Below are 26,606 nucleotides of genomic sequence, written 5' to 3'. Positions count from 1 at the left end.
TATGAAGGGATTGCGCCACTGGCTGCTGGCCGTCCAGTTCTTCACCCGCATTCCGGTCACGGGCCGGCTGGCCAACTGGGTGGGCTACAGCCCGGCCATGCTGCGCGCCAGCGCAGCCCATTTTCCGTCCATCGGCTGGCTGGCGGCCGGCTTGGCTGCAGCCGTCTGGTGGGCCCTGAGCAGCGTGTTGGGCGCCCAGGCCGGCACCCCGCTGGTGGCCGCCGTGGGCGCCACCCTGGCCACCATCCTGATGACCGGCGGCTTCCACGAAGATGGTCTGGCCGATGTCGCCGACGGCCTGGGCGGCAGCTACGACCGGGAGCGGGCCCTGGACATCATGAAAGACTCGCGCGTTGGGGCCTTCGGTGCCATGGCGCTGCAACTGGCCCTGCTGGCCAAGGTGGCCCTGCTGGCTTGGCTGGGGCACTCCGGCCTGGCCAACACCCTCGCCGCCCTGCTGCTGGGGCATGTGCTGTCACGCTTCTGGCCCCTGATCCTGGTGCGCCGACTGCCCCATGTGGGTGACACCGCCCGATCCAAAAGCAAGCCGCTGGCCGATCAGATCAGCGCCGGCGCCCTGGGAGTGGCCGGGCTGTGGTGTCTGCCCCCCTTGGCCTTGTGCGCCTGGGCTTTCGGCCCGGTGTTCGTGGGGGCCGCCCTGCTGGGCAGTGTGCTGGCGCTGGGCTGGATGTGGCGCCTGTTCGCCCGCCGCCTGCAAGGCTTTACCGGCGACTGCCTGGGCGCCACGCAGCAGGTGTGTGAACTGGCCTGCTACCTGGCGCTGGCCTGCACCCTGGCGCAGCCCAGCCTGACATGAAGCTCTGGCTGGTGCGCCACGCCCGCCCCATGGCAGCCGACTCGCTGTGTTACGGTCGCCTCGACGTCGAGGTCGACCCGGCCCAGACCGCTGAGGTGGCCATCAACCTGGCTCGCCAACTGCCACCGGGCGCCCATTTGCGCGTATCGCCGCGGCAAAGATGCGAAAAGCTGGCGCAACAACTGTGCAAAGCCCGCCCGGATCTGATAGCCCGCACCGACCTCGACCTGGCCGAGATGGACTTTGGCTCGTGGGAAGGGCAGCGCTGGGACACCCTGGGCGCCCCCGCGCTCGATGCCTGGGTGCAAGACTTCGGCCACCACCGGCCGGGCGGTGGGGAAAGCGTCAACGACGTGATGCGCCGGGTGGCCCAGGCTTTGCACAACACCCGAGCCCAAACCGCTGCCAGCAGTCATGCCGTCTGGCTCACCCACGCCGGGGTGATCCGGGCCGTGCACCTGCTGCGCCAGGGCATCCAGACGCTGCACGAAGCCCGGGATTGGCCCAGCCACAGCATCGGCTACGGCCAGATCGAATGCCTGGATCTGGGCCCGTCCGGCCCAACGCAGAGGCCGTTCAGGGCTTCTTGAGCGCCGGCAACTCCAGCGTCAGCGTGGGTTCGGCATCGCGTGAAGGGCCCAGCAAGGCACGCCGACGCTCCACCGCCAGCAGCACCACACCGTCTTCCAGCGCCGTGCCCACGCGGTAAGGATGGGCAGGCTTGCCGTCCACCGAAATCAGGGCCGCGCCCCATTGATGACCATCTGCCACCACGCCGATCAGGCTCAGGCGACTGGCCAGGGCGGGGGCCCCGGGCAGCGCGGCAGCAGGCCCCTGGGTGGCACCAAGGAAACGCGCCACCGCGGCCGGGTCAGCCTCCAGGGCGGCCCCCGCCGCCACCTCGACCGAGGGCACCGGCGCGGGTTGCGCGAGCCGCAGACCCCAGAACACGGCCGATGCCGCGGCCAGCGCCCAGACTGTAAAGGACGAGCCGCGGATCACCCAGCGCTGTGCCGGGGACAAGGTCGAAGATGTCATCATGTGCGGATTATGATTCAAGCGATTTCAAGTTCAGCTCTTCCAGACCTATCCGCTTTTTTGCCCACTTCGCCCATGAACCGCCCCCTCCATCACCTTCGCCGTCGCGTCCAGGCCGGCTTCACCCTCATTGAACTGATGGTCGTGCTGGTCATCATCGGCGTGCTGGCCGCCCTGATCGTGCCCAACGTGCTGGACCGGGCCGACGACGCCCGCGCCACCGCCGCGCGCACCGACGTGAACAACCTGGTCCAGGCCCTCAAGCTGTACCGCCTGGACAACCAGCGCTACCCCACCGCAGAACAAGGCCTGCGTGCCCTGATCGCCCGCCCCACCACCGCCCCGGTGCCCCCCAACTGGAAGCCTTACCTCGAAAAGCTGCCCAACGACCCCTGGGGCCGTCCTTACCAGTACCTGAACCCGGGCATCAAGGGCGAGATTGACGTGATGTCCTTTGGCGCCGATGGCCAATCCGGCGGCGAGGGCAAAGACGCCGACATCGGCAGTTGGCAGTGAACACCGCCAGGGCGCCCCAGCGCTCTTGCAGACCGCCCCCATGAACACCCTGGCGACCGCGCCGCGCACGCCACGGGGCTTCACGCTGATCGAGTTGCTGATCGTCATCAGCATCATGGCCCTGGCCAGTGCCGGCGTGGCCATGGCCCTGCGCGACAACAGCCAGACCCAGTTGGAACGCGAAGCCCAGCGCCTGGCGGCCCTGCTGGACACCGCCCGGGCACGCTCGCGCGCCAGCGGCGTGGCCGTCCAGTGGGTGACCACCCCCCAAGGCTTCACCTTCACCGGTCTGCCCGAAGGCTCGATGCCGCAGCAATGGCTGTCGCCCAACACCCAGGCCTTGCCCACACCCTTGCGCCTGAACCTGGGCCCCGAACCCGTGATCGGCCCCCAGCAGCTCACCCTGGTCAACAGCGAAGCCCCCGGACGCAGCCTGCGCCTGACCACCGACGGTCTGCGCCCCTTCACCGTCAGCAGCGAACCATGACCCGCCGCCAACGCCCCTGCCGCCCCCAGGGCTTCACCCTGATCGAAGTGATGGTGGCCCTGAGCATCGTGGCCATCGCCTTGCTGGCGGGTGCCCAGGCCAGTTCGGCCCTGACACGCAACGCCAGTCGCCAGGTCGACACCCTGCTGGGCCACCTGTGCGCCGAAAACGAATTGGTGAAAACACGCCTGTCGCGCCAGATGCCCAGCGTGGGCGACAGCGACCTGAGCTGCGAACAGGGCGGCCGCGCCCTGCCCGTGCATGTGACGGTGCGCGCCACCCCCAACCCAAGCTTCCGCCGCGTCGACGTGCAGACCTTCAACGAAGACGGCCAACCGGTGGTCCGACTTTCCACCGTGGTCGGACGCTATTGAGATGAAACACCCCCAGAACCGCTCACGGGGCTTCACCCTGGTCGAGCTGCTCATCGCGCTATCGGTGATGGCCATGATGGCCGTGCTGAGCTGGCAGGGCCTGGACGGCATGATGCGCACCCTGCGCCAGACCGACCAGCACAGCGAACAGACCCTGGCCCTGCAGTCGGGTCTGGGCCAGTGGCAAGCCGACCTGGAGGCCCTGGTCGATCTGCCCGACATCACCGCCATCGACTGGGACGGGCGGGTGCTGCGCCTCACCCGCCAGGGCCCGCCCAATCAACCCGAGGCCACCCTTGTGGTCGGCTGGACCCTGCGCAACCCCGGCGCCAACGGCCAATGGCTGCGCTGGCAGTCGCCGCCGCTCAGCACCCGGGGCGATTGGCAGAACGCCTGGCAGATGGCCGCCCTCTGGGGCCAGAACCCCGACCAGACCCAACGCCAACGCGAGGTGCTCATCACCCCCGCCAACGACTGGCAGATCTTCTATTACCGCCAGGACGCCTGGACCAACCCGATGTCCAGTGATGCCAGCAACAACCCGGGCGGCAACGCTGGCCCCCCTCCCGCCCCCGATGGCAAGGCGGCTGACGGCAAAGCCGACAACAAGCTGCCCCAGGGTGTGCGCCTGCTCATCACCTTGCCCCCCGGTCAGGCCGTGTCCGGGCGCATCACACGCGATTGGGTGCGCCCCATCCTGGGCGGAGACAAGTCATGAGCCTGCGCCACCGCCCCACCCAGTGCCCTGGCCCGCTTGCGGCGCAGCAGCGCGGCGCCGCCCTGCTGGCCGCCATGCTCACTGTCACCCTGGTGGCCACCCTGGCCGCCGGAGCGCTGTGGCAGCAATGGCGTGCTGTCGAGGTGGAAAGCGCCGAACGCGCCCGCGTGCAATCCAGCTGGATCCTGACCGGCGCCCTCGACTGGTCGCGCCTGATCCTGCGCGAAGACGCCCGCAGCGGCGGCCCCGATACCTTGTCCGAACCCTGGGCCATTCCCCTGCAAGAGGCCCGGCTTTCCAGCTTTCTGGCCGCCGACCAGAGCAACACGGCCAGTGACGACAAAGACCTCAGCGAGGCCTTTCTGTCGGGCGCCATCACCGACCAGCAAGGCCGCCTCAACCTGCAGAACCTGATCAACAACAAGCAACTCAGCGAATCGGCCCACCGGGCCACCAGCAAGCTGTTTGACCTGCTGGGCCTGCCCGAATCCCAACTCACCACCCTGGAGCAGAACCTGCTGCTGGCACAAAAAGCCCAGGACACCAGCGCCCCCCTGCCGGCCCAGCGGCTCGACCAATTGCTGACCTACGGCCTCAGCGCCAACACCCTGGCCCGCCTGCGCCCGTATGTCACCCTGTTGCCCGAGCGCACGCCGGTCAACCTCAACACCGCCCCCGCCGAGGTGATCTACGCCAGCGTACGCACCCTGGACATGGCCACCGCCCAACGCCTGGTCACGCAACGAACCCGCACCCCGTTCAAAGCCATCAGCGATGCGGGCGCCCTGATGGGCGACGCCGCCAGCCAACTCAGCGAAGCTGAGCACAGCATCAGCAGCCGCTATTTCGAGGTGCTGGGCCGCCTGCGCCTGGGCGACACCCGGGTGCAAGAGCGCTCTCTGGTGCGCCGCACCAACATGGAAGTTCAAACCCTGTGGCGCGAACGCGGCCAATTCGATACCGTGGCGCCCAACCCGACGCCGCCCTGAGCCCCCGAATGGCCCAAGCGGCTGCCGCCGAACCTTCACATCTCCTCTCTACAATGGGCCGCCACAATCTCCCATGAGCACCCTGATCGTCTACCTGCCCGATGGCGCCCCTGGCGCCAGCACCGAATGGGCCTACCTTCTCACGCCCGATGGCCGCACCGTGTTGCAGCAAGGCACGGCCACGGCTGCCCTGCTGCCGCAACCCACGCGGCCGGTCGAGGTGGTGGCCGTGGTGCCGTTGCACCAGCTCTCCTGGCAGCCCGTCGACCTGCCCCGTGGCACCGGTCCGGGCAGTGCGCGCCTTCAGGCCGTGCTGGAGGGCCTGCTGGAAGAACGCTTGCTGGATGAGCCCAACCAGCTGCATCTGGCGCTGGGCCCGGTGCCCGAAGCCGGTCGTCCGCAATGGGTGGCCGTGTGCAATCGGGCCTGGTTGAGCGCAGCCCTGCAAGCCCTGGAGGCCGCGGGTCGCAGCGTGACCCGCATCGTCCCCGAACTCTGGCCCGCCGCCCACGCCGAGGCCCAACCGGTGCTGCGCGCCGTGCAGGCGAGCAACCCCGACGAACAAGGCCCCCGCTGGGTACTGACCGGGCGGGATGCCACCAGCCCCGTCCTCAGTTGGCCCCTGCACGAGCACAACGAGAACCCCTTGCTCGACCTGCCGACGCTGCCCGAAGGTACCCGCCTGTGCGCCGAGCCGGCGCTGGCCCAGGCGGCCGAGGCGCTGCTGGGCCAGGCCGTGAGCCTGGAGCCACCAGCCACCCGCTGGCTTGAGGCGGCCGCCAGCCCCTGGGAACTGGCCCAGCAAAGCTTTGCCAGCACCCAGCGCAACCGACTCACCCGCCAGGGGGTGCGTGCCCTGCAGGCGGTCTGGCAGGCCCCCGCCTGGCGCCCGGTGCGCTGGGGCGTGGCCGCACTGCTGTTGGCCCAGTTGGCTGGCCTGAACGCCTGGGCCTGGAAGGAAAGCCAGAACCTGCGCCAGCGTGAAGCCGACATCCGCCAGACCCTGACCCGCACCTTCCCATCGGTCACCGTGGTGGTCGATGCCCCGGTGCAGATGGCCCGCGAGGTCAGCGCCTTGCGCCAGGCCGCGGGCCAGGCCGCCGGCAACGACTTTGAAACCCTGATGGGCGCCCTGGCGCTGGCCCTGCCGCCCGGGCGCCAGGCCAGCCACATCGACTACGCCAATGGCGAACTGCGCTTGCGCGGCCTCAACCTGAGTGCCGAAGAAACCGAGCAGACCCGTGAACGCCTGCGCCAACGTGGCTACGGTGGCCAGCCCGAAGGCGAACAATGGATCGTCCGCCAGGAGGCCCGCCCATGACACCCCAAGCCCTGCAAAAATCCCTGCAGCAACGCTGGCAGACCCTGGCCGCACGCGAGCGCCAGGCGCTGCTGCTGGCAACCCTGGTGCTGGCCCTGGCCCTGTTCTGGTGGGTGGGACTGGCCCCGGCCCTGCGCACCCTGCGCAGCACCGAAACCCGTCAGCACGCGCTGGACGCCCAATGGCAGCAGATGCAAAGCCTGCAAAGCCAGGCCCGCGAGCTGCAGCAGCAAACCCGGCTGTCGCGCCAGGAGGCCCTGCAAGCCCTGGAGGCCAGCGTGCGCCAGCGCCTGGGCGCGGGCGGCCAGCTCACGGTGCAGGGCGAACGCGCCACCCTGGTGCTCAAGGCCGTGCCCGCCACCGCCTTGGCGCTATGGCTGAGCCAGGCCCGGGCCAACGCCCGCGTGTTGCCTGCCGAGGTGCGCCTGAGCCGCAGCAACGCCGCCCCTGGCGGCAACCCCAACAACCCGGGCGCCCCCGCCGGCCGGCCGGCCCCTGCGGTGGCCGAGCCCGCCTGGGATGGCAGCCTGGTGCTGGCACTGCCCCCGGCCTGAGGGGCCGCGTCCGTTCCCATGCGCCTGCGCCCCCCTCTGTCGCCCCCCTCTGCCCACCCCCGTCGGGCCCAGGCTCCGGCGCGCCCACGCTCGCCGGGCCGGCGTTGGGCCTGGGCAGGCGCCCTGTGCGGCGCGCTGCTCAGTGCCGTGCTGGGTGCTCCGGCCCGCTGGCTGGCGGATACCGTGCAACAACTCAGCCATGATCAGGTCCAGCTGCTGCTGCCCCGCGGCACAGTCTGGAACGGCTCGGCCCAACTGGTGCTGACGGGCGGCAGCGGCAGCCAGGACCGCAGCACCCTGCCGGGGCGTCTGCAATGGCAGCTGCAGCCCTCGCTGCAAGGGCTGGGCGTGAGCCTGAGACTGCCGTGCTGCACCGAGCCCGCCCTGCAGATCCGGCTCAGCCCCAACTGGGCTGGCGCCACCGTGCAGGTGCAAGACCACCACTCGCACTGGCCGGCCGCCTTGCTCAACGGCCTGGGCACCCCATTCAACACCCTGCAGGTGCAAGGTCGGCTGGAGCTGGCCAGCCAGGGCCTGCAGCTGCAATGGATCGCAGGGCGCGCCCACCTCGACGGGCAGTTGCAGGTCGAGGCCCGCGATGTGTCCTCGCGCCTGTCCACCCTCAAGCCGATGGGCAGCTACCGCGTGACCCTGCAAGGCGGCGACAGCCCCACCCTGCAGCTGAAAACACTGGAAGGCAGCCTGCTGCTCGAAGGCCAGGGGCAATGGGTGGGCTCGCGCCTGCGCTTTGAAGGCGCAGCCCAGGCGGCCCCCGAACACGAAGCGGCGCTGGACAATCTGCTGAACATCATCGGGCGGCGCCGCGGCGCGCGCTCCATCATCACCTTGGGCTCTTGACATGACACACCCGACCCGCACCGTCGTTCGACTGGCCTGCCTCTCGCTGGCCACCAGCATCTTGCTGGGCGCCGTGCCCGCCGTGGCGCAAAACGCGGCCTCGCCCAAACCCGGCGAGCCCGTGACCCTGAACTTCACCAACGCCGAGATCGAAGGCGTGGCCCGGACCCTGGGCGTGATCACCGGACGCAACCTGGTGATTGACCCCCGCGTCAAGGGCACCCTGACCCTGACCAGCGAGAAGCCCGTCTCGCCCGCCGTGGCCTGGGACCAGTTCCTGGCCACGCTGCGCCTGCAGGGCTTCACCGTGGTCGAGGCCAGCGGCCTGTACAAGGTGGTGCCCGAGGCCGAGGCCAAACTGCAGGGTGGTCCGGTCACCGTCTCCAGCAGCGAGACCGACAAGCGCAGCCCGGCCGGCAGCCAGATCGTGACCCAGATCTTCCGGCTCAATTACGAGACCGCGAACAACCTGGTGCCCGTGCTGCGCCCCCTGATCAGCCCGAACAACACCATCAACGTCAACCCGGGCAACAACTCGGTCATCATCACCGACTACGCCGACAACCTGCAGCGCCTGGCCCGCATCATCGCCTCGATGGACGTGCCCAACGCCAGCGATGTCGACGTGATCCCGCTGCGTCACGCGCTGGCCAGCGATCTGGTGGTGCTGGTCAACCGTCTGATCGACCCGGGCAGCGGTGCCGCAGGCGCAGCCGCCCAGGGCCAGGCCGACACCTCGTTCAAGACCACGCTGCTGGCCGAGCCGCGCAGCAACAGCCTGATCCTGCGCGCGGCCAACCCGGCCCGGGCCGCGCTGGTGCGCTCACTGGTCGCCAAGCTGGACCAGCCCAATGCCAGCGGCGGCCCCTCGGGCAACATCCACGTGGTCTACCTGAAAAACGCCGATGCCACCAAGCTGGCCACCACCCTGCGCGCCGCCCTGGTGGCCGCCAGCGGGGGTGCCGGCAGCGCCAGCACGCTGACCGGCAGCACGGGCACCCCTCTGTCCACCAGCAACCTGGGCACACCGGGCAGCACCACAGGCAGCACGCCCACGGGCAGCACCAGTGGCCTGGGCAGCGGTGTCTCCAGCAGCTTCGGCAACAGCGCGCAACCCTCCACCGGCGGGCAGATCCAGGCCGACCCGGCCACCAACTCGCTGATCATCTCGGCCCCCGAACCACAGTACCGACAACTGCGCGAGGTCATCGACCGCCTCGACGGCCGCCGTGCCCAGGTGCTGGTGGAAAGCCTGATCGTCGAGGTCAACGCCAACAAGGTGGCCCAGTTCGGGGTGCAATGGCAGGGCCTGCTGGGCAGCGCCGGCGGCACCGTGGGCCTGCTGGGTACGAACTCCGGCGCGGCCGGCGCCAACATCCTGAGCCTCTCGACCCAGGCCCTGGGATCAGTGCTTCCGGGCAACGGCTTCAACTTCGGCATCGGCAGCAAGATCAACGGACAGTACGTGCTGGGCTTTCTGGCCCAGTTCTTGGAGAACAACGGCGACGGCAACGTGCTCTCCACCCCCAACCTGCTGACCCTGGACAACGAAGAAGCCAAGATCGTGATCGGCCAGAACGTGCCGTTCGTGACCGGCACCTACACCAGCACCAACAACAGCACCAGCACCGTCAACCCGTTCCAGACCGTGGAGCGCAAGGACGTGGGCCTGACACTGCGGGTGAAGCCGCAGATCAGCGAGAACGGCACGGTCAAGATGGCCATCTACCAGGAGGTGTCGAGCATCGACGCCTCCACCAAGAAAGACACCAACGGCCCCACCACCAACAAGCGCTCCATCGAATCGAATGTGCTGGTGGACGACGGCTCCATCGTGGTGCTGGGCGGCCTGATGCAGGACGAATACTCCGGCTCGGCCGACAAGGTGCCCCTGATGGGCGACCTGCCCGTGGTGGGCAACCTGTTCAGGAGCGAGAACCGCTCGCGCAAGAAGACCAACCTGATGGTCTTCCTGCGCCCGGTGGTGGTGCGTGATGCCGCCGATGCCGACGCCATCACGGCCGGCCGCTACGACAGCCTGCGGGGCGTACAGCAGACCGTGCAGCCCGCCCCGAACGCGATGATGCCCAGCGTGAATGGTGCCCCGGTGCTGCCGGCCCTGCCCGCCAAGGAGGCCTCAAAGGACGCCACCAAGGAGGGCGCGCGCTCCGCACCCGCCGCCAGCGACGCGGCCACCCCCGACAAGAAGCCCTGACCCCCGCCATGCGCTACCCCTTGCCCTACGCCTTTGCGCGCACCTTCCAGTTGCTGCTGGAGGACGACGGCCAACGCTGCACCCTGGTGCGCTCCGGCAACTCCGATGAGGCGGCCTGCACCGAGGTCATGCGGCGCCATGCCGTGCACGCCCTGCAGCCACTGGAGGCCCACGCGCTGGCCCAGCGCATCTCGGCAGCCTATGCCCAAGGCGAATCGAGTGCGGCCAGCGTGGTCAGCGAGGTGGAGTCCGATGCCGACCTGTCGCGCATCATGCAAGAGCTGCCTGCGGTGGAAGACCTGCTGGAGACCTCGGACGACGCCCCCATCATCCGCATGCTCAATGCCTTGCTGACCCAGGCCGCGCGTGACGGCGCCAGCGACATCCACATCGAGCCCTACGAGCGCCACTCCAGCGTGCGCTTCCGGGTGGACGGCACGCTGCGCGAGGTGGTCACGCCCAACCGGGCGCTGCACGCCGCCCTGATCTCACGCCTGAAGATCATGGCCGACCTCGACATCTCGGAAAAACGCCTGCCGCAAGACGGCCGCATCAGCCTGCGCCTGGGCACCCGCGCCATCGACGTGCGCGTGTCCACCCTGCCCAGCGCGCACGGCGAGCGCGCCGTGCTGCGTCTGCTCGACAAGAGTGAAAGCAAGCTCAGCCTCGAATCCGTGGGCATGCAGGGCGAAGTGCTGGCGCGCTTCGAGAAGCTGATCGGCCAGCCGCACGGCATCATCCTGGTCACCGGGCCCACGGGTTCGGGCAAGACCACCACGCTGTACGCCGGCCTGCAGCGCCTGGACGCCACGCAGAGCAACATCATGACGGTGGAAGACCCCATCGAGTACGAACTGGCCGGCGTGGGCCAGACCCAGGTCAACGCCAAGATCGACCTGACCTTTGCCAAGGCCTTGCGCGCCATCCTGCGGCAAGACCCGGACGTGATCATGATCGGCGAAATCCGCGACTTCGAAACCGCCCAGATCGCCATCCAGGCCTCACTCACCGGCCACCTGGTGCTGGCCACCCTGCACACCAACGACGCCGCCAGCGCCATCACCCGCCTGACCGACATGGGGGTCGAGCCCTTCCTGCTGTCGTCCTCGCTGTTGGGCGTGCTGGCCCAGCGCCTGGTGCGCAAGTACTGCAGCCACTGCCATGGCGCCGGCTGCGAGCACTGCGGCCACACCGGCTATGCCGGCCGCACCGGCGTGTTCGAACTGCTGGTGACCGACGAGGCCATCCGCGCCCAGATCCACGGCCAGGCGGCCGAAGCCGACATCCGCGCCAGCGCCCTGGCCTCGGGCATGACCCTGATGCGCGACGACGGCGAACGCCTGATCGCCGCCGGCATCACCTCGCGCGAAGAGGTGTTGCGGGTGACACGGGATTGAGTTGACAAGCACAGGCCACCGAATAATATAACCAACGTTATAACAAGGGATTGCCATGCACACACTCAAACTCACCCAGGTCGGCAACTCAATCGGCGTCATCTTGCCCAAGGAGGTCTTGGCCAAGCTGGATCTGCAAAAAGGCGATGAAATCTACCTGACCGACTCGCCCGATGGGCTGCGCATCACCACGCACAACCCCGAATTCGAAGCCCAGATGAAGCTGGCACGCGAAATCATGCGTGACCGCCGCGCCGTGCTTCATGAACTGGCCAAGTAAGGGCCTGCCATGAAAGCGCCCATCTGGCTTGATCCAGAAGTCGTCGTGGCCATCCACGAAGCACAACTGAGAGAACACGGGGGCATGGCCGGAACCCGGGATGCTGGGCTGTTGACTTCGGCCTTGGCTCGCCCCGCCAACCTGATGGCCTATGGCACACCGGATGCCTGCGCGCTGGCCGCAGCCTATGGCTATGGCCTCTCCCGCAACCACCCCTTTCTCGACGGCAACAAGCGCACTGGCTTTGTGGCGACAGAACTGTTTCTGAGACTCAACGGTTACGACTTGATCGCCTCCGATGCCGACTGCGTGCTGACCATGCTGGCCGTGGCGGCAGGGGACATCACCGAAGACGAATTCGCGGCCTGGCTGCGCCAGCACGTGCAAACATCGTCTCGCTGAAAGTTGCAGCGGCCGCTTTTTCTGACTCTGCCTCCAGCCTCGCCCTCACACCCCCGATGCCCGCCTACTCCTTCGAAGCCGTCGACCCCCAAGGCCAGCCCCGCAAAGGCGTGATCGAGGCCGACACGGCCCGTGCCGCCCGCAGCCAGTTGCGCGCCCAATCGCTGGTGCCGCTGTCGGTCGAGCCCGTGAAGGGCAGCCAGGCCGATGCCGACGGCGTGCACCGCCGCGGCCTGTTCGGCCAACGCGTGTTCAGCGCCACCACCCTGGCCATCTGGACGCGCCAACTGGCCGGCCTGGTCAGCTCGGGCCTGCCGCTGGAGCGGGCCCTGACCGCCATGGCCGACGAGGCCGACAGCGAGTCGCAACACCACCTGGTGGCCAGCCTGCGCGCCGAGGTCAATGCCGGCGCCTCGTTCGCCCGGGCCCTGGCGCAGCACCCGGGCGAGTTCTCGGACATCTTCACCGCCGTGATCGCGGCCGGCGAGCAAAGCGGCCACCTGGGCATGGTGCTGGAGCGCCTGGCCGATGACCTGGAAGAACGCCAGGCCCTGCGCGGCAAGCTGATCGGCGCGGCCCTGTACCCGGCCATCGTCACCTGTGTGGCGGTGGTCATCGTGCTGTTCCTGGTGGGCTATGTGGTGCCGCAGGTGGCCAATGTGTTTGCCGGCACCAAGCGCGCCCTGCCCTTGCTGACCCAGATCATGCTGGGGGTGAGCGAGCTGGTGCGCCACTGGGGCTGGCTGATCGGACTGGTGCTGGTGTTGCTGGGCGGGCTGACGCGTTACCTGCTCACGATCGATGCCTGGCGCCTGCGCTTTGATGCCGCCTGGCTGGGCCTGCCCCTGGTGGGCAAGCTCAGCCGCGGCTACAACGCGGCGCGCTTTGCCAGCACCTTGGCCATGCTGGCCGCCGCTGGCGTGCCCATCCTGCGTGCCTTGCAGGCCGCCGCCGAGACCGTGTCCAACCGCGCCATGCGGGCCGACGCCCTGGACGCCCTGGTGCTGGTGCGCGAAGGGGCGCCCCTGGGCTCGGCCCTGGCGCAGAAAAAGCGCTTTCCGGGCCTGGTGGCCATGTTTGCCCGGCTGGGCGAGCAGACCGGGCAGCTGCCGGTGATGTTGCAACGCGCCGCGGTGCAGCTTTCGACCGAAGTGCAGCGCCGTGCCATGCAACTGGCCACCATCCTCGAGCCCTTGCTGATCGTGGGCATGGGCCTGATGGTGATGCTGATCGTGCTGGCCGTGCTGATGCCCATCATCCAGCTCAACCAATTCGTGAAGTGAGGATTCGGTATGCCGGTTTCACTAGAAGGGCAATTGGTCGTGGCGATTTCGTCGCGGGCGCTGTTCGACTTCGAGGAAGAGAACCGGATTTTTGAGCAGGGCGATGACCAGGCCTACATGCGGCTGCAGCTGGAGCGGCTGGAGCTGCCCGCCCGGCCGGGGGTCGCGTTTTCGCTGGTGCAGAAGCTGTTGGCCTTCAACCAACCGGGGCGCCAGTTGGTCGAGGTGGTGATGCTGTCGCGCAATGACCCGGTCAGCGGCATGCGGATCTTCCGTTCGGCACAGGCCGGGGGCATCCCGATGCAGCGCGGGGTGTTCACCCAGGGGCGTGATCCGTTCCGCTACCTTCGGCCCTTGGGGGCGCACCTGTTCCTGTCGGCCAACGAGAGCGATGTGCGCCAGGCGCTGGCCATGGGCTTCCCGGCGGCGCGGGTGCTGACCGAGTCGGTGCAGGCCAGCAACAGCCACCCGAGCGAGGTGCGCATCGCCTTCGACGGCGACGCAGTGCTGTTCTCGGACGAGGCCGAACGCGTCTACCAGAGCCAGGGCCTGGATGCCTTTCAACAGCACGAACGCAGCAAGGCCGGCCACCCACTGCCCGATGGCCCGTTCAAGCCCCTGCTGGCCGCACTGCATCACCTGCAGCAGGCGGGCACGGCCCACATGCGCATCCGCACGGCCCTGGTCACAGCCCGCAGCGCCCCAGCCCACGAGCGCGCGATCCGCACGCTGATGGACTGGAACATCGCGGTGGACGAGGCCATGTTCCTGGGTGGGCTCGAAAAAGGCGGCTTTCTGCGCGAGTTCGAGCCCGACTTCTTCTTTGATGACCAGACCGGCCACGTCAACTCGGCGGCCCGCCATGTGCCCGCAGGCCATGTCAACAGCGGGGTCTCCAACCCACCGCCCGCGGCCTGAGCAACGCCCCCCTCCGCGGTGAAGCCTTTGTAAAGGCAGCGTAACACTGCGAAAAACTGCCCGCCAGGGCCTGCCCTCAGGCGTTGAAGTCTTGGCCCTGTGCCACCATCTGTCCCCGACGAAAGGATCAGCATGAGCTCTACTGACCGTTTGCGCGCTTTGGCCGCAGCTTTGAAAACCCCCTGGGCCCCCGCTTGCCTGGGCTTGTTGTTGTGCCTGGGCCCGCTGGGCGCCAGCGCTGAAACCACCCCGGCCGCCACAGCCCAGCCCTCGGACGAACAGCCCAGCGAGGGCGAAGCCCTGGCGGCACGCCAGTTCCGCATGCTCGACTTCAATGGTGACGGCTACCTGTCGCGCGGCGAAGTGGCCCTGTTCCCCAAGCTGTCCAAGGCCTTTGACGCCGCCGACGCCAACCACGATGGCAAGGTGAGTTTCGAGGAGATCCGAGCCTATGCGTGCGAAGTCCGCGCCCAAAAGGACAAGGCAGAAGCCAGCAGCAAGGCCGACGCCAACGCCGCCAAGCCCTGACCCCCTCCCCAAGCCGGTTCTGCCCCGCTCTGCACAGCTCAGCCCCATGTTCCTCCAGCAACTGAAGTCTTTCGGTACCGTCACTGCCCGTGTCTGGGCCCTGTCCCTGCCGTATTTCAAGTCTGAGGAGCGCTGGAAGGCACGCGGCCTGCTGGCGGCGATCGTGGGCCTGAACCTGGCCGCCGTGTACATGCTGGTGCTGATCAACGACTGGAACCGGGTCTTCTACGACGCGCTGCAGAACAAGCAGGCCGACGTGTTCTGGCAGCAACTGGGGCGTTTTGCCTTGCTGGCGGCGGTGTACATCGTCATCGCGGTCTACAAGTTCTACCTCACCCAATGGCTGGAACTGCAGTGGCGCCGCTGGATGACGCGGCATTACCTGCAGCGCTGGCTCAGCCAGCACCTGTTCTACCGCCTGGAACTGAGCCGCTTTGCCCGCGCCCAGGCCCAGGGGGCCGCCTCGCCCGACAACCCCGATCAGCGCATCCAGGAGGACGTCAACCTGTTCACCTCGGCGTCGATCTCGCTCAGCATGGGCCTGCTCAATGCGGTGGTCACGCTGGCCAGCTTTGTGGGCATTCTGTGGGGGCTGTCGGGCAGTTTCGGGTTCTCTTGGCAAGGCAGCGACTACAGCATCCCGGGCTTCATGGTCTGGATGGCCGTGCTCTATTGCGTGGCCGGCAGCGTCGCCACCCACTACATCGGCCGGCCCCTGATCGCCCTGAACTTCGGGCAACAAAAGCTGGAGGCCGACTTCCGCAGCCACATGGGGCGGGTGCGTGAGTACAGCGAATCCATCGCACTGGACCGGGGCGCCGCGGTCGAAAACCAGCAACTGGACCTGCGCTTCTCGCACGTTCTGCGCAACACCCTGGACCTGATGCGGGCCCAGAAACGCCTGATCTGGTTCACCACCTTCTTCGGCCAGGCCGCCACGGTGTTTCCCTTCATCGTGGCAGCGCCGCGTTTCTTCAGCGGCGCCATCCAGTTGGGCGAGTTGATGCAGATAGCCTCGGCCTTTGACCGGGTTCAGGGCTCACTGAGTTGGCTGGTCGACAACTACGACGCCCTGGCCGGGTGGCGCGCCACCACCGAACGCCTGGCCAGCTTTGAAGAAAATCTGAATGCCCTGCAAGCCTCTCCTGACGGGCTGAACACCCACGCCGGCGACGCGCTGCGCATCGACCAACTGAGCCTGTCCTTGCCTGACGGGACCCCGCTGCTGGCCCCCAGTTCAGCCCGGATCTCGGCTGGCGAACAGGTGCTGATTCAGGGCCCTTCGGGCAGCGGCAAGTCCTCGCTGTTCCGCGCTCTGGCCGGTTTGTGGCCTTATGCCCAGGGCTCGATCACCCAGCCGGCGGATGTGATGTTCATCCCCCAGAAGCCCTATCTGCCCAACGGTCGCCTGCGCGAAGCCCTGGCCTACCCCGAATCGCCCAGCCGGTACGACGACGCCCAACTGCATGAGGCCCTGGAGCAGGCCCTGTTGCCGCACCTGAAAGAGGCCCTGGAGCAGGAAGACGCCTGGGGACAGAAGCTCTCCGGCGGCGAGCAACAGCGGCTGGCCCTGGCCCGGGTCTTCCTGAAACAGCCCGCCTGGGTGATGGCCGACGAGGCCACCAGTGCCCTGGACGAGGCCAGCGAAGGGCTGATCTATCAACGCCTGCGCGCACTCACCCAAAAGCGGGGCGGAGGCCTGGTGTCGATCGCGCACCGGCCGGCGCTGGCCGCTTTTCATCAACGCCGCTGGCAACTGGAGCCGCTGCCGGGGCCAGGCCGGGCATTCCGGCTGGTGAGTGATTCGGGCAGCCTGAGCACCCCATAAAAAAACGCAGCCCGGAGGCTGCGTTGAATTTGGAAGAAACTCGCTCGCTCAAACCATCAGAAAGAATGACGGATACCGACGCCGAAGCTGTTGCCAGTCGACTTGGCGGTGATCTTGTCGTTCATGTACACCGCATAGACGTCAGTGCGCTTGGACAGGAAGTAGTCGTAGCCAAAGCTGGCGGTCTTGCGCGATGCGCCACCGTCGATCTTGGTCTGCGCATAGGCCGCCAGGAACTTGCCGGCACCCACCGGAGCGGAAGCGCCGATGGAGGTCGTCTTGGCCTTGGGGGTCAGGTCATTGTTGGCCTGGCCATAGGTCAGAAAGGCCTTGGCCACCGAGAAGTCATACGAGCCACCCAGCATCCAATCGGTCTTGGTGTTGAGCGGAGAGAAGGTGGTGACGGTGGGATTGGTCAGCTGATCACGTTCGTAGAAGGCGGTCAGAGCCAGAGGGCCGTTGAAGTACAGGGCGTTGGCGCCGACGTTCTTCTTGCCCGAGTTGCCACCCGTGTCAGCCAGGTTGCTGAACTGGTAGTGCACATTGCCCGACAGACCACCGAACTTGGGTGTGCTGTAGATGATTTCGTTGGACCAACCCGTGTCCGACGGCGTGGTGGCCGTCCAGCCCGTGCCATTGAACAAGCCCACGTTGGCGTGCAACACCAGCGGCGAGAAGGTGAAGGAATCACCGAAGGGGTTGAAGATGACGGTGGGCAGGAAGTTGGGCGCCAGACCGCGACCAATGGTGACGGCACCGAAATCGCCCGACAGGCCCAGGTTGGCGTCACGCGAGAAGAAGTTGTCGCCCGAGAAACGGCCCGGGGTGCCCGAGTTGATGCGCATGAAAGAGGTCAGCGCAAAATTGGCCTTGAGGCCACCGCCCAGGTCTTCGGTGCCCTTGAAACCGACCCACGAGGTGGTCATGCCACCACTGCCCACCTGCTTGGTGGCAGCAGAATCACCAGCCATGCGGATGGAACCTGCAAAGCCGTCCATCAGGCCCATGACCTGAACCGAGCTTTGCGCCTGCGCGCCACCGGCCACAGCCGCCAGCGCCAACATCGACAGAAGAGATTTTTTCAAGTTTTTCTCCAGAGGTTTAAAAAACAGCACGCCATGAAAATCAAACAGACCCGGTGCAAGCCGGGCATCCCCGAGCGACCGCAGCGGCTCCATGCTCCCCCGCTCGGTGGCCTGCCTGGGCCACCTGACGATCGCAATCCCAGGGATGAGGTCTGTTGACACTCCGTTGTCAGCACACGAATGAAACAGACCGTTTCAATTTAGTGACAAGCAATTGGCGGGCCATCCTGAAGGTCAGATAGTGACCATATGAAAACCGTTACACCCACTTGAACGGCTTTCAGCTAGGAACTGTATCCAAGTTCGGGCCCGCTTCAGGTCCCGAACGACCGCCGGCAGGCGGCGCTACAGCGTGTCAGGGCGCCGCGCACGCTCTTGCATGCCGCGGCGATAGTCCACGCAGGCCTGGGTCTCGGTGTTCTGTGGCTTGGCACATTCGCGGTGCATGCACAGCGTGCGCAGCAAAATACCCACGTCAGCACACAACGCCGCACCATTTTGGTGATTTTTATCACCTGCAACGTCGGCCGGAGGAGGCGCGGCGGCACTGGCCGCCGGTCGCGGGATGGGGTCGGGACGCCGATGACGTGCCACGGCTTGCGGAATGGAGGGGGCCGGAGTCGCTCGAGCTGGTGCCTGTGGCACCGGCGCGGCGGCAGGCGCCGGCACCGGAGGCGGCACGGCCTCTGGCGCGGGTAACACCGCTGGAGCTGTCTGCTTCGGTGCAGTCTCAGTGAAGATGGATTCCGTCGCTCGGGCCGGGTTTTGCCACCAGCGCCAGCCGGCCCCACCGACCAGCATCAAGGCCACGACCATCAGCGCCCAAACCAGGCGCGCCGACCGAACACCTGTTGGCCGAGCATCGGCCTTGGGCTCTGACGCCAGCGACAAATCCACCGTCGCATCAGACCACACGGGTGCGCCGACGACGGCTCCTTGCTCGGGCACAGCGGCGCGGCGAAGACCTGGCGAGGCGCTCGTCAGGTCCACCGTCGCCTCGATTTCCGCCCCCCGCTCGGGCCACGGCTGGGTGGCCGCATCGGGCTCGGTTCGCGCCGACACGCCATGGGCCTGGGCCGCAGGCAGCCAAAGGTCGCCGAGTTCGGCGCGCCAGTCAAAACGGCTCAGGTTCTCGTCATCAGGCCTCAGTTGCATGCACTCCGCCAGGACTCGGGTGCTGGCAGGTCGCCGCTCGGGTCTGATTTCGAGCGCCTGCCCCAAGCCGTCCAGAAAAGGGGCCGAATAGCGCAGACCGAATTCGGTGGTCAACACGCGGGCCACTTCGTGGAAGGGCTGCATGCGGTCCTTGATGATGCGGAAGGTGGCCGGCGTTGGCGCCTGGCCACACAGGCAGTCATACACCACGGCCGCCAGAGAATACAGGTCGGACCAGGGCCCGGGTTGCATGTCTTCGGTGTCTGCATACTGCTCGATCGGGGCGTAATGCACCTTGAGGATGGCCGTGTGCTGATGCCCCCGACCGGCCAGGGCGCGACGCGCAGCCCCCAGATCAAGCAGCACAGGCGGGCCGATGTCCTGCAGGAAGATGTTGTCGGGCGACACATCACGGTGCAGGGTCTGGTGCTCATGCAAGCACTGCAAAGCCCCCAGCAGCCCTCCGATCACCTTGCGCAACCAGGCTTCGGGCGGCGGCCCCCGCATCTGGGTGCGCGCCTGCTGCAGGGTCATGCCCTGGTACAGCGGCATCACCATGTAGGCCGTGCCGTGGGTCTCCCAGAAGCGGAACACCTTGACCAGCGACGGGTGGTCGAACGAGGCCAGCAAACGCGCCTCGTTCAAAAAACCCTGCAGCCCGCGTTGGAAAGCCGCGGCCTCATGAGGCGAACGCAGCGCCACCGACAGGCCCGGCCCCCGCCCGACCAGGGCACCCGGCAGGTACTCCTTGATGGCCACCGAGCGCTGCAAAGAGCGGTCAAAAGCCTTGTAGACCAGCCCAAAACCACCGACGCCCAACAACCCCTCGATGTCGAACTCGGCCAGCCGCGTCCCCACCGGCAGGGCGTCGGCATGGCTGGGTGCCTGAGCGGCGCGTTCGGGCAGGACGGGAGAGGACATGGCAGGGAAGGGGCTGGGCGAGGCGCACACCGCGCACAAGAGGGCGGCATGCTCCCTGCGTGGTCTGCGGCATTCACGAACATGCTCGCACCGCCAATTGTCCTTAATTTGACCGACGAACGGCTAAAACGGTCAAATTTCGCGCCGACCGTCGAAATTTTGCGCTTGGATTTTTCGGATACCCGGTGCGAAGGCGCGGATCAAGCCCCTGTGCCGGGTCGGGGCCGTTACCATTGGCGCCATGTTCAGTTACCGCCACGCCTTCCATGCGGGCAACCACGCCGATGTGCTCAAGCACACCGTGCTGGTGTCCGCGCTCCAATACATGACCGAGAAAGACGCGGCCCTGACGGTGATCGACACCCATGGGGGCGCGGGCCTTTACAGACTGGACGGTGATTACGCCAGCACCAGCGGAGAAGCCGATACCGGCATCCGCTGCCTTGTCGACGGCCCCTTCTCGGCCCAAAACACAGCCCTGGCTGTGAAGCAGCCCCCAGCCAAGCCGGCAGCGGATGCCGCCGCCAAACCCCTCACGCCGGCACTGCAAAGCTATCTGGACCAGATCCGCTCCTTCAACAGCGGCAACTCGCTCAAGGTGTACCCGGGCTCGCCCTTCATCATCCAGCGCCTGTTGCGCAGCCATGACCGCCTGAAGGTGTTTGAGCTGCACCCCACGGATGCCCGCTCGCTGGACGGCAACATCGCCCAGTTGGAAGCCGGCCGCCAGGTGGCAGTGCTGCGCGAAGACGGATTTGAGGGCGTGAAGAAGTTCCTGCCGCCGCCGGCACGGCGCGCCCTGCTGCTGTGCGATCCCAGCTACGAGATCAAGACCGACTACCTGCGGGTGCAGGATCTGATGGCCGATTGCCTGAAGCGTTTTGCCACCGGCACCTATGCGGTCTGGTACCCGATCATCCCGCGCCCCGAGGCTCACGATCTGCCCAAGCGCCTGAAGACCATGGCCAACAAAGCTGGCAAAGCCTGGCTTCACGCCACACTGACCGTGAAATCCGGCAAGGCCGGCACCGGACTGCCGGCCAGCGGCATGTTCCTGATCAACCCGCCGTTCACGCTCAAGGCCATTCTCAAAGAGGCCCTGCCGCAGATGGTGGAGCTGATGGGACAAGACCGCGGCGCGGGCTTCACGCTGGACAGCGGGGGCTGACACCCCGCGCTCCACCGGGGCCTGCAAGGCCTCAGTTGCCGCAGGGCAGGCCGGTCACCACTGGCAGCGACAAAGCCACTTCCTTGATGCCCACGCCCATCAAGTCGAGGGCCACGGCGGCGGCGCGGCTCACGTCGATGATGCGTCCCATGGTATGGGGCCCCCGATCATTGATGCGCACCAGCACCTCCTTGCCGTTGTTGAGGTTGCGCACACACACCCGGGTGCCGAAGGGCAAGGTGCGGTGCGCCGCGGTCATGGCGTTCATGTTGAAGCGCTCGCCACTGGCCGTGCGGCGGCGGTGCAACTCGATGCCATACCACGATGCGCCACCGCGCTCGAAGTACACCTCGTCAGGCGCCATCAAGGTGCTCAAGGGATCACCGGGTGGCTCCTCCTCGTCCTCAGCGGCCTTCTCAGCCCCACGGCCCATTTCACCGCCCAATTGATCGAGGCGGCTGGCCAGCGGCAACTCAACACCGGCAAAGCCGGGTTGGGCGGCCCAGGCAGGCCAGGGGTGAGCGACCAGCGCCACCACCAGCCACAGCACCCGCAGCCAACAAGGCACCGCCATGGGTTCAGGGTGCCGCAGGGGCCACATCTGCCTTCAGGCCCAGGCGATCCAGCAAGGCCAGGGTACTGACACTCTGGTTCATGGTGTAGAAGTGCAGCGCCGGCGCGCCCCCCTGCCGCAGTTGCTCGCACAGTCGGGTGACGACGTCCAGGCCAAAGGCCTTGATTGACTCCACATCGTCGCCAAAACCTTGCAGGCGCAGCCGGATCCAACGCGGAATCTCGGCGCCGCAGGCGTCCGAAAAGCGCATCAGCTGAGTCGAACTGGTGATGGGCATGATGCCCGGCACCACCGGCACTTGCAGGCCCAGCTTGCGGCTGTCTTCGACAAAGCGAAAGTAGGCATCGGGGCTGTAGAAGTATTGGGTGATGGCCGAATCGGCACCGGCGCGCACCTTGGCGGCATAGGCCTGCAGGTCGGCCTCAGGCGAGCGGGCCTGGGGGTGTACCTCAGGGTAGGCGGCCACTTCGATGTGGAAGTCGTGCCCGGTCTCAGCGCGGATGAAGGCCACCAGGTCGCTGGCGTATTGAAACTCGCCACCGGCGCCATAGCCACTGGGCAGATCCCCCCGCAGCGCCACCAGGCGCTTCACGCCCATGGCCTTCAGGGTGCCGAGCTGCTCGCGTACCGACGCGCGCGTGGCACCGATGCACGAGAAGTGCGAGGCGGCGCTGCAGCCTTCAGACAAGATCTCGCGCACCGTGGCAAAGGTACCCTCTTGTGTGGAACCACCCGCGCCGTAGGTGACCGAGCAGAACTCGGGACGCCGACTGTAGAGCGCCTGGCGCACGTTGCGCAGCTTGGCGGCCCCCTCGGGCGTCTTGGGTGGGAAGAACTCGAAACTGACGGGCAGCAGAGCCGAGCCTGCTGCGCGGGATATGGACGCGCTCATGCCGCCCTCCTTGAGTGAATGAAGAATTCGCGGTTGCCATCGCCGCCGCTGATCGGGCTGTCGAACCAGGCCAGCACCTGCAGCCCCAGTTCCTGGCAGGCATCACGCAACCGCTTCTCGACCACGCCGAACAAGGCCGGCTCGCGCACGATACCGCCTTTGCCGACCTGGCCGGGTTGCAGCTCGAACTGCGGCTTGACCAGCATGAGCAAGTCGCCGCCCACGCCCAACATGGGCATCAGCGCCGGCAACACCAGGGTCAGCGAGATGAAAGACAAGTCGCCCGTGATGAAATCGAACTGGCCATCAAACGGGCCGCGCGGGCTCTCCAGCCCCTCGCAATGCTCCATCAGCTCCAGCGTGGTCAAGTGGCGTGCGTTGACCTGCTCGATGCAGGTGACGCGCTCGTCGAAACGCAGGCGTTCATACAACTGGCCCTGCCCCACATCCACGCCCACCACATGGGCAGCGCCGGCCTGGAGCAGGCAATCGGTGAAGCCACCGGTGGACTGTCCCACGTCCAGGCACAGCTTGTCCGCCACCGACAGGCCCGTGGCTTGCAGGGCCCCTTCCAGCTTCAGACCGCCGCGTGACACGTAACGCGCCTCGGCGGCATCGACCAGTTCGATCAGCGCACTGTCGGGCAACTCCTGGCCGTTCTTCAGCACCGCCACCCAAGGCGAGGCCTCGCTGGGGCGCCATTGAACGCCTGCCGCGATGAGGCGCGAGGCCTGCGACCGGGACACAGCCAGGCCGCGCTCCACCAACAACTGATCAGCTCGCATGAAATCCTTAAAAATGAAACACCTTGGGCCCAAGAACCTGCCCGCCCCGCCGGGCCCGACCAAGGCGATGCCGCCGCCCAGGCAAGAGCCGGGGTCTGGCGACATGCTTCGGACAAAGACCGGTCAGAAACCGGTCACAGACGGATCGGAGACCGATCAGAACCCCATCAATAGCGGTAGGTATCAGGCTTGTAAGGGCCTTGCTTGGGCACACCGATGTACGCGGCCTGCTCGTCGGTCAGCTCGGACAGCATGGCACCGACCTTCTTCAGGTGCAGGCGAGCCACCTTTTCGTCGAGGTGCTTGGGCAGCACATAGACCTTGCCGCTTTCGTAGAAATCGCTGTGCGTGAAGAGTTCGATCTGGGCGATGGTCTGGTTGGCAAAGCTGGAGCTCATCACGAAGCTGGGGTGGCCGGTGGCGCAGCCCAGGTTCACGAGGCGACCCTTGGCCAGCATGATGATCTTCTTGCCGTCCGGGAAGATGATGTGATCGACCTGCGGCTTGATCTCTTCCCATTGGTACTTCTCGACCGAGGCGATGTCGATCTCGTTGTCGAAGTGACCGATGTTGCAGACGATGGCCTGATCCTTCATCTTGGCCATGTGGTCGTGGGTGATGACGTGCTTGTTGCCGGTGCAGGTGACGAAGATGTCGCACTTGTCGGCGGCATAGTCCATGGTCACGACCTTGTAGCCTTCCATCGCGGCCTGCAACGCATTGATGGGGTCGATTTCAGTGACCCACACCTGGGCCGACAGGGCACGCAGGGCCTGCGCACTGCCCTTGCCCACATCGCCGTAGCCGGCCACGCAGGCCACCTTGCCCGCGATCATCACGTCGGTGGCGCGCTTGATGCCGTCCACCAGCGACTCGCGGCAGCCGTACAGGTTGTCGAACTTGCTCTTGGTCACCGAATCGTTCACGTTGATGGCACGGAACATCAGGCTGCCCTTGGCCGACATTTCCTTCAGGCGGTGCACGCCGGTGGTGGTTTCTTCGGTCACGCCGATGATGTGGGCGCTCTTGCGGCTGTACCAGGTCGGGTCTTGGGCCAGCTTGGCCTTGATGGCGGCGAACAGGCAGGTTTCCTCTTCGCTGGTCGGGTTGGCCAGCAGCGACAGGTCATTCTCGGCGCGCTTGCCCAGGTGCATCAGCAGCGTGGCATCACCGCCGTCATCCAGAATCATGTTGGGACCTTCGCCTTCGGTGCCGGCCGGGCCGAAATCGAAGATGCGGTGGGTGTAATCCCAGTAGTCAGTCAGGCTCTCACCCTTGACGGCGAACACCGGCGTGCCCGAGGCAGCAATCGCCGCAGCAGCGTGGTCTTGGGTCGAGAAGATGTTGCACGATGCCCAGCGCACGGTGGCCCCCAGGGCCTGCAGGGTTTCGATCAGCACCGCGGTCTGGATCGTCATGTGCAGCGAGCCGGTGATGCGGGCACCCTTGAGCGGCTGCTGGGCCTTGAACTCCTCGCGAATGGCCATCAAGCCGGGCATTTCGGTCTCGGCGATCTTGATTTCCTTGCGGCCCCAATCGGCCAGGCCGATGTCGGTGATCGCGCAATCGGCGTTCAGGGCGGGGGTGTTGCGTGCATTCATGGTTTGCTCCAAAACGTGTTTGAAAAAACCACTTGCCGGGGCGAAAAAAACTCATCGCACGGGAAGTGGATGAGCGTCGTTGCGTAGATGGTCCGAGCCTCACGCCCCGCTGTGCTGGGGGCGCTGCAACGCTCCTCGGATGACGGTATTTTAGTTGCAAAACGCCGTTTGTCACCCAATGCCCTCTGATCGACCTCTAAGAGCCTGTTCACGATCTCGCATGGGCCGCGTTGGAGCGCAATCGGGATGAGTGGGTGGCCCGGGTGCGCCGCATGGGCTCGTGCCCATGCAAGCAGTTGGGGCGCCCAATCGCCCGATTTCGCTTCAACCCTTCGGGCAGTGGCCTTTTCGGGCGGTCTGCGGCGTTGCGGCGCTTGTCGATAGCCGAGCTATCGACGGCGCACCGCGCCTTGCATCCCATCCCGAAAAGACCGCTGCGCGACCCGTGGGAGATCGTGAACAGGCTCTCAGTAGGCGATCTGCACCTCGCCCAGCCTAGGGCGCCGGCGTGGCCTCACGCGGGATGATGGCCCCGGGCCAGCCGATCACGGCGCCCGAAACCCGGTGCGCCAGCGCAGCGGCCTCCGGGATCGAGGCCCCTCGCAAGCGCCCCGCCAGATAGCCGGCGGCGAAAGAATCACCCGCTGCACTGGTGTCAACCACCCGTGCCACCGGCTGGGTCGGCACATGCCATTGGCCCGCATCGGTGGCGATCACGCAGGGGCGGGCCCCCTGCTTGACCACCACCTCCCGGCAGCCCAGCGCCAGGCTGCGTTGCACCGTCTGCTGGGCCTGGTGGGGCCCATACAGCAGGGATTCGTCGTCCAGCGTCAGCAAGGCCACATCGGCCAGGGCCAGCACGCGCTCATGGGCCTCACGCGCCTGATCCGCGCGCCATAGCGCAGGCCGGAAGTTGTTGTCGAACCAGATCAGACCGCCGGCGCGCCGGAAGGCAGCCAGGGCTTCGAACAAGACTTCGCGCCGCTCCGGTGGAAACAGGGCCAGCGTGATGCCCGACAGGTACAGCACATCGATCTGGCCCGGGTTCAGCAGCGTCGCAAAATCAAGCCCGCCACTGAAATAGTGGCGGGCGGCGCTGTCGTTGCGCCAATAGAAAAACCGGCGCTCGCCAAGGGCATCGGTCTCGATCAGGTACAGGCCGGGCATGCGCCCGGGCAGGCGGGCCACCCGCTCGGTGTACAGGCCCTCTTCCTGCCACTGGCTCAGCAGCCCGTCACTCAGCGGGTCGTCGCCCAGCGCGGTGGCATAGTGCACCTCGGCAGGCCAGCCCTGCAACAGCCGCGCCATGTAGATCGCCGTGTTCAGGGTGTCCCCCCCGTAGCGACGCATCAGGGGCTGCCCTCCGATCTCGATCATGCATTCGCCCAGCGACACGATGTGGACGGGCCCGGCGCTCGCAGCCGCCGGAAAATGAGAACTCATGGCGCCAGACCCCTGCTCAGGCCGCCGTGGGCCGCCGGTAGGCCACGCAGTCCACTTCCACCCGGCAGTCGATGACCATGGGGGACACCACGCAGGCCCGCGCCGGCGGATGCTCGCCGAAATAGCTCATGAACACCCGGTTGAACGAGGCGAAGTCGCGCGGATCGTCCAGCCAGACGCCACAGCGCACCACATGCTCAGGGCCGTAGCCCGCCTCGGCCAGCACGGCCAGCACATTGCGGATGGCCTGGTGCGACTGGGCCACGATGCCGCCGTCGATCACCTCGCCGTCGCGCATCGGGGTCTGCCCCGAAACAAACAGCCAACCATCGGCCTGCGCCGCGCGTGCAAACGGCATCTTTTGGCCACCTGTGCCATCGGCCACGCCATAACGCTGGATATCGGACATGAGAAAACTCCTTCTTTCTTGAATTCAATGCCGCGCGGTGACGCGCGGGC

General features: G+C 66.8%; 28 protein-coding genes and 1 riboswitch. Of the genes, 19 read left to right on the top strand and 9 right to left on the bottom strand.

Annotation, left to right across the window (positions count from 1 at the left end):
* Window position 1 precedes the first annotated feature (1 nt).
* Both AC07VS_RS00380 and AC07VS_RS00375 read left to right on the top strand, forming a co-directional pair.
* Window positions 2–817: an adenosylcobinamide-GDP ribazoletransferase gene (locus tag AC07VS_RS00380; RefSeq protein ID WP_494656575.1), complete on the top strand. Its 816-nt coding sequence runs from the start codon at window positions 2–4 to the stop codon at window positions 815–817.
* Window positions 814–1,407, top strand: coding sequence for a histidine phosphatase family protein (locus tag AC07VS_RS00375; protein WP_494749935.1), 594 nt, complete (start codon window positions 814–816; stop codon window positions 1,405–1,407). Before AC07VS_RS00380 ends, AC07VS_RS00375 begins: the two co-directional genes overlap by 4 nt.
* Here AC07VS_RS00375 and AC07VS_RS00370 read toward each other — a convergent pair.
* Entirely contained in the window at window positions 1,394–1,858 is a 465-nt protein-coding gene (locus tag AC07VS_RS00370) for a type II secretion system protein N (RefSeq protein ID WP_494656573.1), read from the bottom strand. The two genes, AC07VS_RS00375 and AC07VS_RS00370, sit on opposite strands and share 14 nt — an antisense overlap.
* Before the next feature lie 72 nt (window positions 1,859–1,930).
* Here AC07VS_RS00370 and gspG point away from each other — a divergent pair, with 72 nt between their 5' ends.
* From gspG to AC07VS_RS00290, 16 genes are all read left to right on the top strand, one after another.
* Window positions 1,931–2,371 (top strand): type II secretion system major pseudopilin GspG, encoded by a 441-nt coding sequence (gene gspG / locus AC07VS_RS00365; protein WP_492347371.1) that lies wholly within the window; start codon window positions 1,931–1,933, stop codon window positions 2,369–2,371.
* 40 nt (window positions 2,372–2,411) lie between these two features.
* Window positions 2,412–2,858, top strand: coding sequence for a pilus assembly FimT family protein (locus AC07VS_RS00360; protein WP_494749934.1), 447 nt, complete (start codon window positions 2,412–2,414; stop codon window positions 2,856–2,858).
* Window positions 2,855–3,232: a type II secretion system minor pseudopilin GspI gene (gene gspI, locus AC07VS_RS00355; RefSeq protein WP_494749933.1), complete on the top strand. Its 378-nt coding sequence runs from the start codon at window positions 2,855–2,857 to the stop codon at window positions 3,230–3,232. Before AC07VS_RS00360 ends, gspI begins: the two co-directional genes overlap by 4 nt.
* A 1-nt stretch (window position 3,233) precedes the next feature.
* Complete coding sequence (locus AC07VS_RS00350) at window positions 3,234–3,950, top strand: PulJ/GspJ family protein (RefSeq protein WP_494749932.1); 717 nt, start codon at window positions 3,234–3,236, stop codon at window positions 3,948–3,950.
* On the top strand, window positions 3,947–4,939 hold the full coding sequence (gspK, locus tag AC07VS_RS00345; protein WP_492347375.1) for a type II secretion system minor pseudopilin GspK: 993 nt from the start codon (window positions 3,947–3,949) through the stop codon (window positions 4,937–4,939). The genes AC07VS_RS00350 and gspK overlap by 4 nt, the downstream gene beginning before the upstream one ends.
* Before the next feature lie 73 nt (window positions 4,940–5,012).
* Window positions 5,013–6,260 (top strand): type II secretion system protein GspL, encoded by a 1,248-nt coding sequence (gene gspL, locus AC07VS_RS00340; RefSeq protein ID WP_494656570.1) that lies wholly within the window; start codon window positions 5,013–5,015, stop codon window positions 6,258–6,260.
* On the top strand, window positions 6,257–6,814 hold the full coding sequence (locus AC07VS_RS00335) for a type II secretion system protein M (protein WP_494749931.1): 558 nt from the start codon (window positions 6,257–6,259) through the stop codon (window positions 6,812–6,814). The genes gspL and AC07VS_RS00335 overlap by 4 nt, the downstream gene beginning before the upstream one ends.
* 18 nt (window positions 6,815–6,832) lie before the next feature.
* A complete protein-coding gene (gene gspN, locus AC07VS_RS00330) occupies window positions 6,833–7,672 on the top strand; it encodes a type II secretion system protein N (RefSeq protein WP_494749930.1) in 840 nt (279 codons plus the stop codon).
* 1 nt (window position 7,673) lies between these two features.
* A complete protein-coding gene (gene gspD, locus AC07VS_RS00325; protein WP_494749929.1) occupies window positions 7,674–9,887 on the top strand; it encodes a type II secretion system secretin GspD in 2,214 nt (737 codons plus the stop codon).
* A gap of 8 nt (window positions 9,888–9,895) precedes the next feature.
* Window positions 9,896–11,284: a GspE/PulE family protein gene (locus AC07VS_RS00320; RefSeq protein ID WP_492347380.1), complete on the top strand. Its 1,389-nt coding sequence runs from the start codon at window positions 9,896–9,898 to the stop codon at window positions 11,282–11,284.
* A gap of 55 nt (window positions 11,285–11,339) precedes the next feature.
* Complete coding sequence (locus tag AC07VS_RS00315) at window positions 11,340–11,564, top strand: AbrB/MazE/SpoVT family DNA-binding domain-containing protein (protein WP_494656565.1); 225 nt, start codon at window positions 11,340–11,342, stop codon at window positions 11,562–11,564.
* A gap of 9 nt (window positions 11,565–11,573) precedes the next feature.
* Window positions 11,574–11,966 (top strand): type II toxin-antitoxin system death-on-curing family toxin, encoded by a 393-nt coding sequence (locus AC07VS_RS00310; RefSeq protein WP_494656564.1) that lies wholly within the window; start codon window positions 11,574–11,576, stop codon window positions 11,964–11,966.
* A 56-nt stretch (window positions 11,967–12,022) separates the two neighbouring features.
* Window positions 12,023–13,249: a type II secretion system inner membrane protein GspF gene (gene gspF, locus AC07VS_RS00305; protein WP_494656563.1), complete on the top strand. Its 1,227-nt coding sequence runs from the start codon at window positions 12,023–12,025 to the stop codon at window positions 13,247–13,249.
* A 9-nt stretch (window positions 13,250–13,258) separates the two neighbouring features.
* Window positions 13,259–14,167, top strand: a complete 909-nt coding sequence (locus AC07VS_RS00300) for a 5'-nucleotidase (protein WP_494656562.1) — start codon at window positions 13,259–13,261, stop codon at window positions 14,165–14,167.
* A gap of 132 nt (window positions 14,168–14,299) precedes the next feature.
* Complete coding sequence (locus tag AC07VS_RS00295; RefSeq protein ID WP_494749928.1) at window positions 14,300–14,695, top strand: EF-hand domain-containing protein; 396 nt, start codon at window positions 14,300–14,302, stop codon at window positions 14,693–14,695.
* Between the two features lie 46 nt (window positions 14,696–14,741).
* Window positions 14,742–16,523, top strand: a complete 1,782-nt coding sequence (locus tag AC07VS_RS00290) for an ABC transporter ATP-binding protein/permease (RefSeq protein ID WP_494656560.1) — start codon at window positions 14,742–14,744, stop codon at window positions 16,521–16,523.
* Between the two features lie 56 nt (window positions 16,524–16,579).
* Here the strand turns inward: AC07VS_RS00290 and AC07VS_RS00285 are convergent, their stop codons facing one another.
* Window positions 16,580–17,608 (bottom strand): porin, encoded by a 1,029-nt coding sequence (locus tag AC07VS_RS00285; RefSeq protein WP_492347385.1) that lies wholly within the window; start codon window positions 17,606–17,608, stop codon window positions 16,580–16,582.
* A 345-nt stretch (window positions 17,609–17,953) separates the two neighbouring features.
* Window positions 17,954–19,684 (bottom strand): serine/threonine protein kinase, encoded by a 1,731-nt coding sequence (locus AC07VS_RS00280; protein ID WP_494656559.1) that lies wholly within the window; start codon window positions 19,682–19,684, stop codon window positions 17,954–17,956.
* Between the two features lie 241 nt (window positions 19,685–19,925).
* On the opposite strand from AC07VS_RS00280, the gene AC07VS_RS00275 reads away from it, so the two are divergent.
* Complete coding sequence (locus AC07VS_RS00275) at window positions 19,926–20,852, top strand: 23S rRNA (adenine(2030)-N(6))-methyltransferase RlmJ (protein ID WP_492347387.1); 927 nt, start codon at window positions 19,926–19,928, stop codon at window positions 20,850–20,852.
* Between the two features lie 31 nt (window positions 20,853–20,883).
* Here the strand turns inward: AC07VS_RS00275 and AC07VS_RS00270 are convergent, their stop codons facing one another.
* From AC07VS_RS00270 to AC07VS_RS00245, 6 genes are all read right to left on the bottom strand, one after another.
* The gene (locus AC07VS_RS00270) at window positions 20,884–21,426 is read right to left on the bottom strand and encodes a septal ring lytic transglycosylase RlpA family protein (protein WP_494749927.1); all 543 of its coding nucleotides are present in this window, start codon (window positions 21,424–21,426) and stop codon (window positions 20,884–20,886) included.
* 4 nt (window positions 21,427–21,430) lie between these two features.
* Window positions 21,431–22,318 carry a methylenetetrahydrofolate reductase [NAD(P)H] gene (metF, locus tag AC07VS_RS00265; RefSeq protein WP_492347389.1) on the bottom strand — a complete coding sequence of 296 codons (888 nt, stop codon included), beginning with the start codon at window positions 22,316–22,318 and terminating at the stop codon, window positions 21,431–21,433.
* The gene (locus AC07VS_RS00260) at window positions 22,315–23,103 is read right to left on the bottom strand and encodes a TlyA family RNA methyltransferase (protein ID WP_492347390.1); all 789 of its coding nucleotides are present in this window, start codon (window positions 23,101–23,103) and stop codon (window positions 22,315–22,317) included. The genes metF and AC07VS_RS00260 overlap by 4 nt, the downstream gene beginning before the upstream one ends.
* Window positions 23,104–23,270: 167 nt before the next feature.
* A complete protein-coding gene (gene ahcY / locus AC07VS_RS00255; protein ID WP_492347391.1) occupies window positions 23,271–24,704 on the bottom strand; it encodes an adenosylhomocysteinase in 1,434 nt (477 codons plus the stop codon).
* 64 nt (window positions 24,705–24,768) lie between these two features.
* Window positions 24,769–24,847: riboswitch (S-adenosyl-L-homocysteine riboswitch) on the bottom strand.
* Window positions 24,848–25,199: 352 nt separating this feature from the next.
* Window positions 25,200–26,147 (bottom strand): sugar kinase, encoded by a 948-nt coding sequence (locus AC07VS_RS00250; protein WP_494749926.1) that lies wholly within the window; start codon window positions 26,145–26,147, stop codon window positions 25,200–25,202.
* Between the two features lie 16 nt (window positions 26,148–26,163).
* Window positions 26,164–26,547 carry a RidA family protein gene (locus tag AC07VS_RS00245; RefSeq protein ID WP_492347447.1) on the bottom strand — a complete coding sequence of 128 codons (384 nt, stop codon included), beginning with the start codon at window positions 26,545–26,547 and terminating at the stop codon, window positions 26,164–26,166.
* Window positions 26,548–26,606 lie beyond the last annotated feature (59 nt).

The sequence above is a fragment of the Curvibacter sp. GW821-FHT01G03 genome, from assembly GCF_059422285.1.
Note: the sequence above shows the minus strand (reverse complement) of the source record. Positions and strands in the feature narration are given on the sequence as shown.

What these genes read in the sequence shown, in the direction of transcription:
- AC07VS_RS00380 (WP_494656575.1), top strand. Translation starts at nt 2, where the DNA reads ATGAAGGGATTGCGCCACTGGCTGCTGGCCGTCCAGTTCTTCACCCGC.
- AC07VS_RS00375 (WP_494749935.1), top strand. Translation starts at nt 814, where the DNA reads ATGAAGCTCTGGCTGGTGCGCCACGCCCGCCCCATGGCAGCCGACTCG.
- AC07VS_RS00370 (WP_494656573.1), bottom strand. Translation starts at nt 1,858, where the DNA reads ATGATGACATCTTCGACCTTGTCCCCGGCACAGCGCTGGGTGATCCGC.
- gspG (WP_492347371.1), top strand. Translation starts at nt 1,931, where the DNA reads ATGAACCGCCCCCTCCATCACCTTCGCCGTCGCGTCCAGGCCGGCTTC.
- AC07VS_RS00360 (WP_494749934.1), top strand. Translation starts at nt 2,412, where the DNA reads ATGAACACCCTGGCGACCGCGCCGCGCACGCCACGGGGCTTCACGCTG.
- gspI (WP_494749933.1), top strand. Translation starts at nt 2,855, where the DNA reads ATGACCCGCCGCCAACGCCCCTGCCGCCCCCAGGGCTTCACCCTGATC.
- AC07VS_RS00350 (WP_494749932.1), top strand. Translation starts at nt 3,234, where the DNA reads ATGAAACACCCCCAGAACCGCTCACGGGGCTTCACCCTGGTCGAGCTG.
- gspK (WP_492347375.1), top strand. Translation starts at nt 3,947, where the DNA reads ATGAGCCTGCGCCACCGCCCCACCCAGTGCCCTGGCCCGCTTGCGGCG.
- gspL (WP_494656570.1), top strand. Translation starts at nt 5,013, where the DNA reads ATGAGCACCCTGATCGTCTACCTGCCCGATGGCGCCCCTGGCGCCAGC.
- AC07VS_RS00335 (WP_494749931.1), top strand. Translation starts at nt 6,257, where the DNA reads ATGACACCCCAAGCCCTGCAAAAATCCCTGCAGCAACGCTGGCAGACC.
- gspN (WP_494749930.1), top strand. Translation starts at nt 6,833, where the DNA reads ATGCGCCTGCGCCCCCCTCTGTCGCCCCCCTCTGCCCACCCCCGTCGG.
- gspD (WP_494749929.1), top strand. Translation starts at nt 7,674, where the DNA reads ATGACACACCCGACCCGCACCGTCGTTCGACTGGCCTGCCTCTCGCTG.
- AC07VS_RS00320 (WP_492347380.1), top strand. Translation starts at nt 9,896, where the DNA reads ATGCGCTACCCCTTGCCCTACGCCTTTGCGCGCACCTTCCAGTTGCTG.
- AC07VS_RS00315 (WP_494656565.1), top strand. Translation starts at nt 11,340, where the DNA reads ATGCACACACTCAAACTCACCCAGGTCGGCAACTCAATCGGCGTCATC.
- AC07VS_RS00310 (WP_494656564.1), top strand. Translation starts at nt 11,574, where the DNA reads ATGAAAGCGCCCATCTGGCTTGATCCAGAAGTCGTCGTGGCCATCCAC.
- gspF (WP_494656563.1), top strand. Translation starts at nt 12,023, where the DNA reads ATGCCCGCCTACTCCTTCGAAGCCGTCGACCCCCAAGGCCAGCCCCGC.
- AC07VS_RS00300 (WP_494656562.1), top strand. Translation starts at nt 13,259, where the DNA reads ATGCCGGTTTCACTAGAAGGGCAATTGGTCGTGGCGATTTCGTCGCGG.
- AC07VS_RS00295 (WP_494749928.1), top strand. Translation starts at nt 14,300, where the DNA reads ATGAGCTCTACTGACCGTTTGCGCGCTTTGGCCGCAGCTTTGAAAACC.
- AC07VS_RS00290 (WP_494656560.1), top strand. Translation starts at nt 14,742, where the DNA reads ATGTTCCTCCAGCAACTGAAGTCTTTCGGTACCGTCACTGCCCGTGTC.
- AC07VS_RS00280 (WP_494656559.1), bottom strand. Translation starts at nt 19,684, where the DNA reads ATGTCCTCTCCCGTCCTGCCCGAACGCGCCGCTCAGGCACCCAGCCAT.
- AC07VS_RS00275 (WP_492347387.1), top strand. Translation starts at nt 19,926, where the DNA reads ATGTTCAGTTACCGCCACGCCTTCCATGCGGGCAACCACGCCGATGTG.
- AC07VS_RS00270 (WP_494749927.1), bottom strand. Translation starts at nt 21,426, where the DNA reads ATGGCGGTGCCTTGTTGGCTGCGGGTGCTGTGGCTGGTGGTGGCGCTG.
- metF (WP_492347389.1), bottom strand. Translation starts at nt 22,318, where the DNA reads ATGAGCGCGTCCATATCCCGCGCAGCAGGCTCGGCTCTGCTGCCCGTC.
- AC07VS_RS00260 (WP_492347390.1), bottom strand. Translation starts at nt 23,103, where the DNA reads ATGCGAGCTGATCAGTTGTTGGTGGAGCGCGGCCTGGCTGTGTCCCGG.
- ahcY (WP_492347391.1), bottom strand. Translation starts at nt 24,704, where the DNA reads ATGAATGCACGCAACACCCCCGCCCTGAACGCCGATTGCGCGATCACC.
- AC07VS_RS00250 (WP_494749926.1), bottom strand. Translation starts at nt 26,147, where the DNA reads ATGAGTTCTCATTTTCCGGCGGCTGCGAGCGCCGGGCCCGTCCACATC.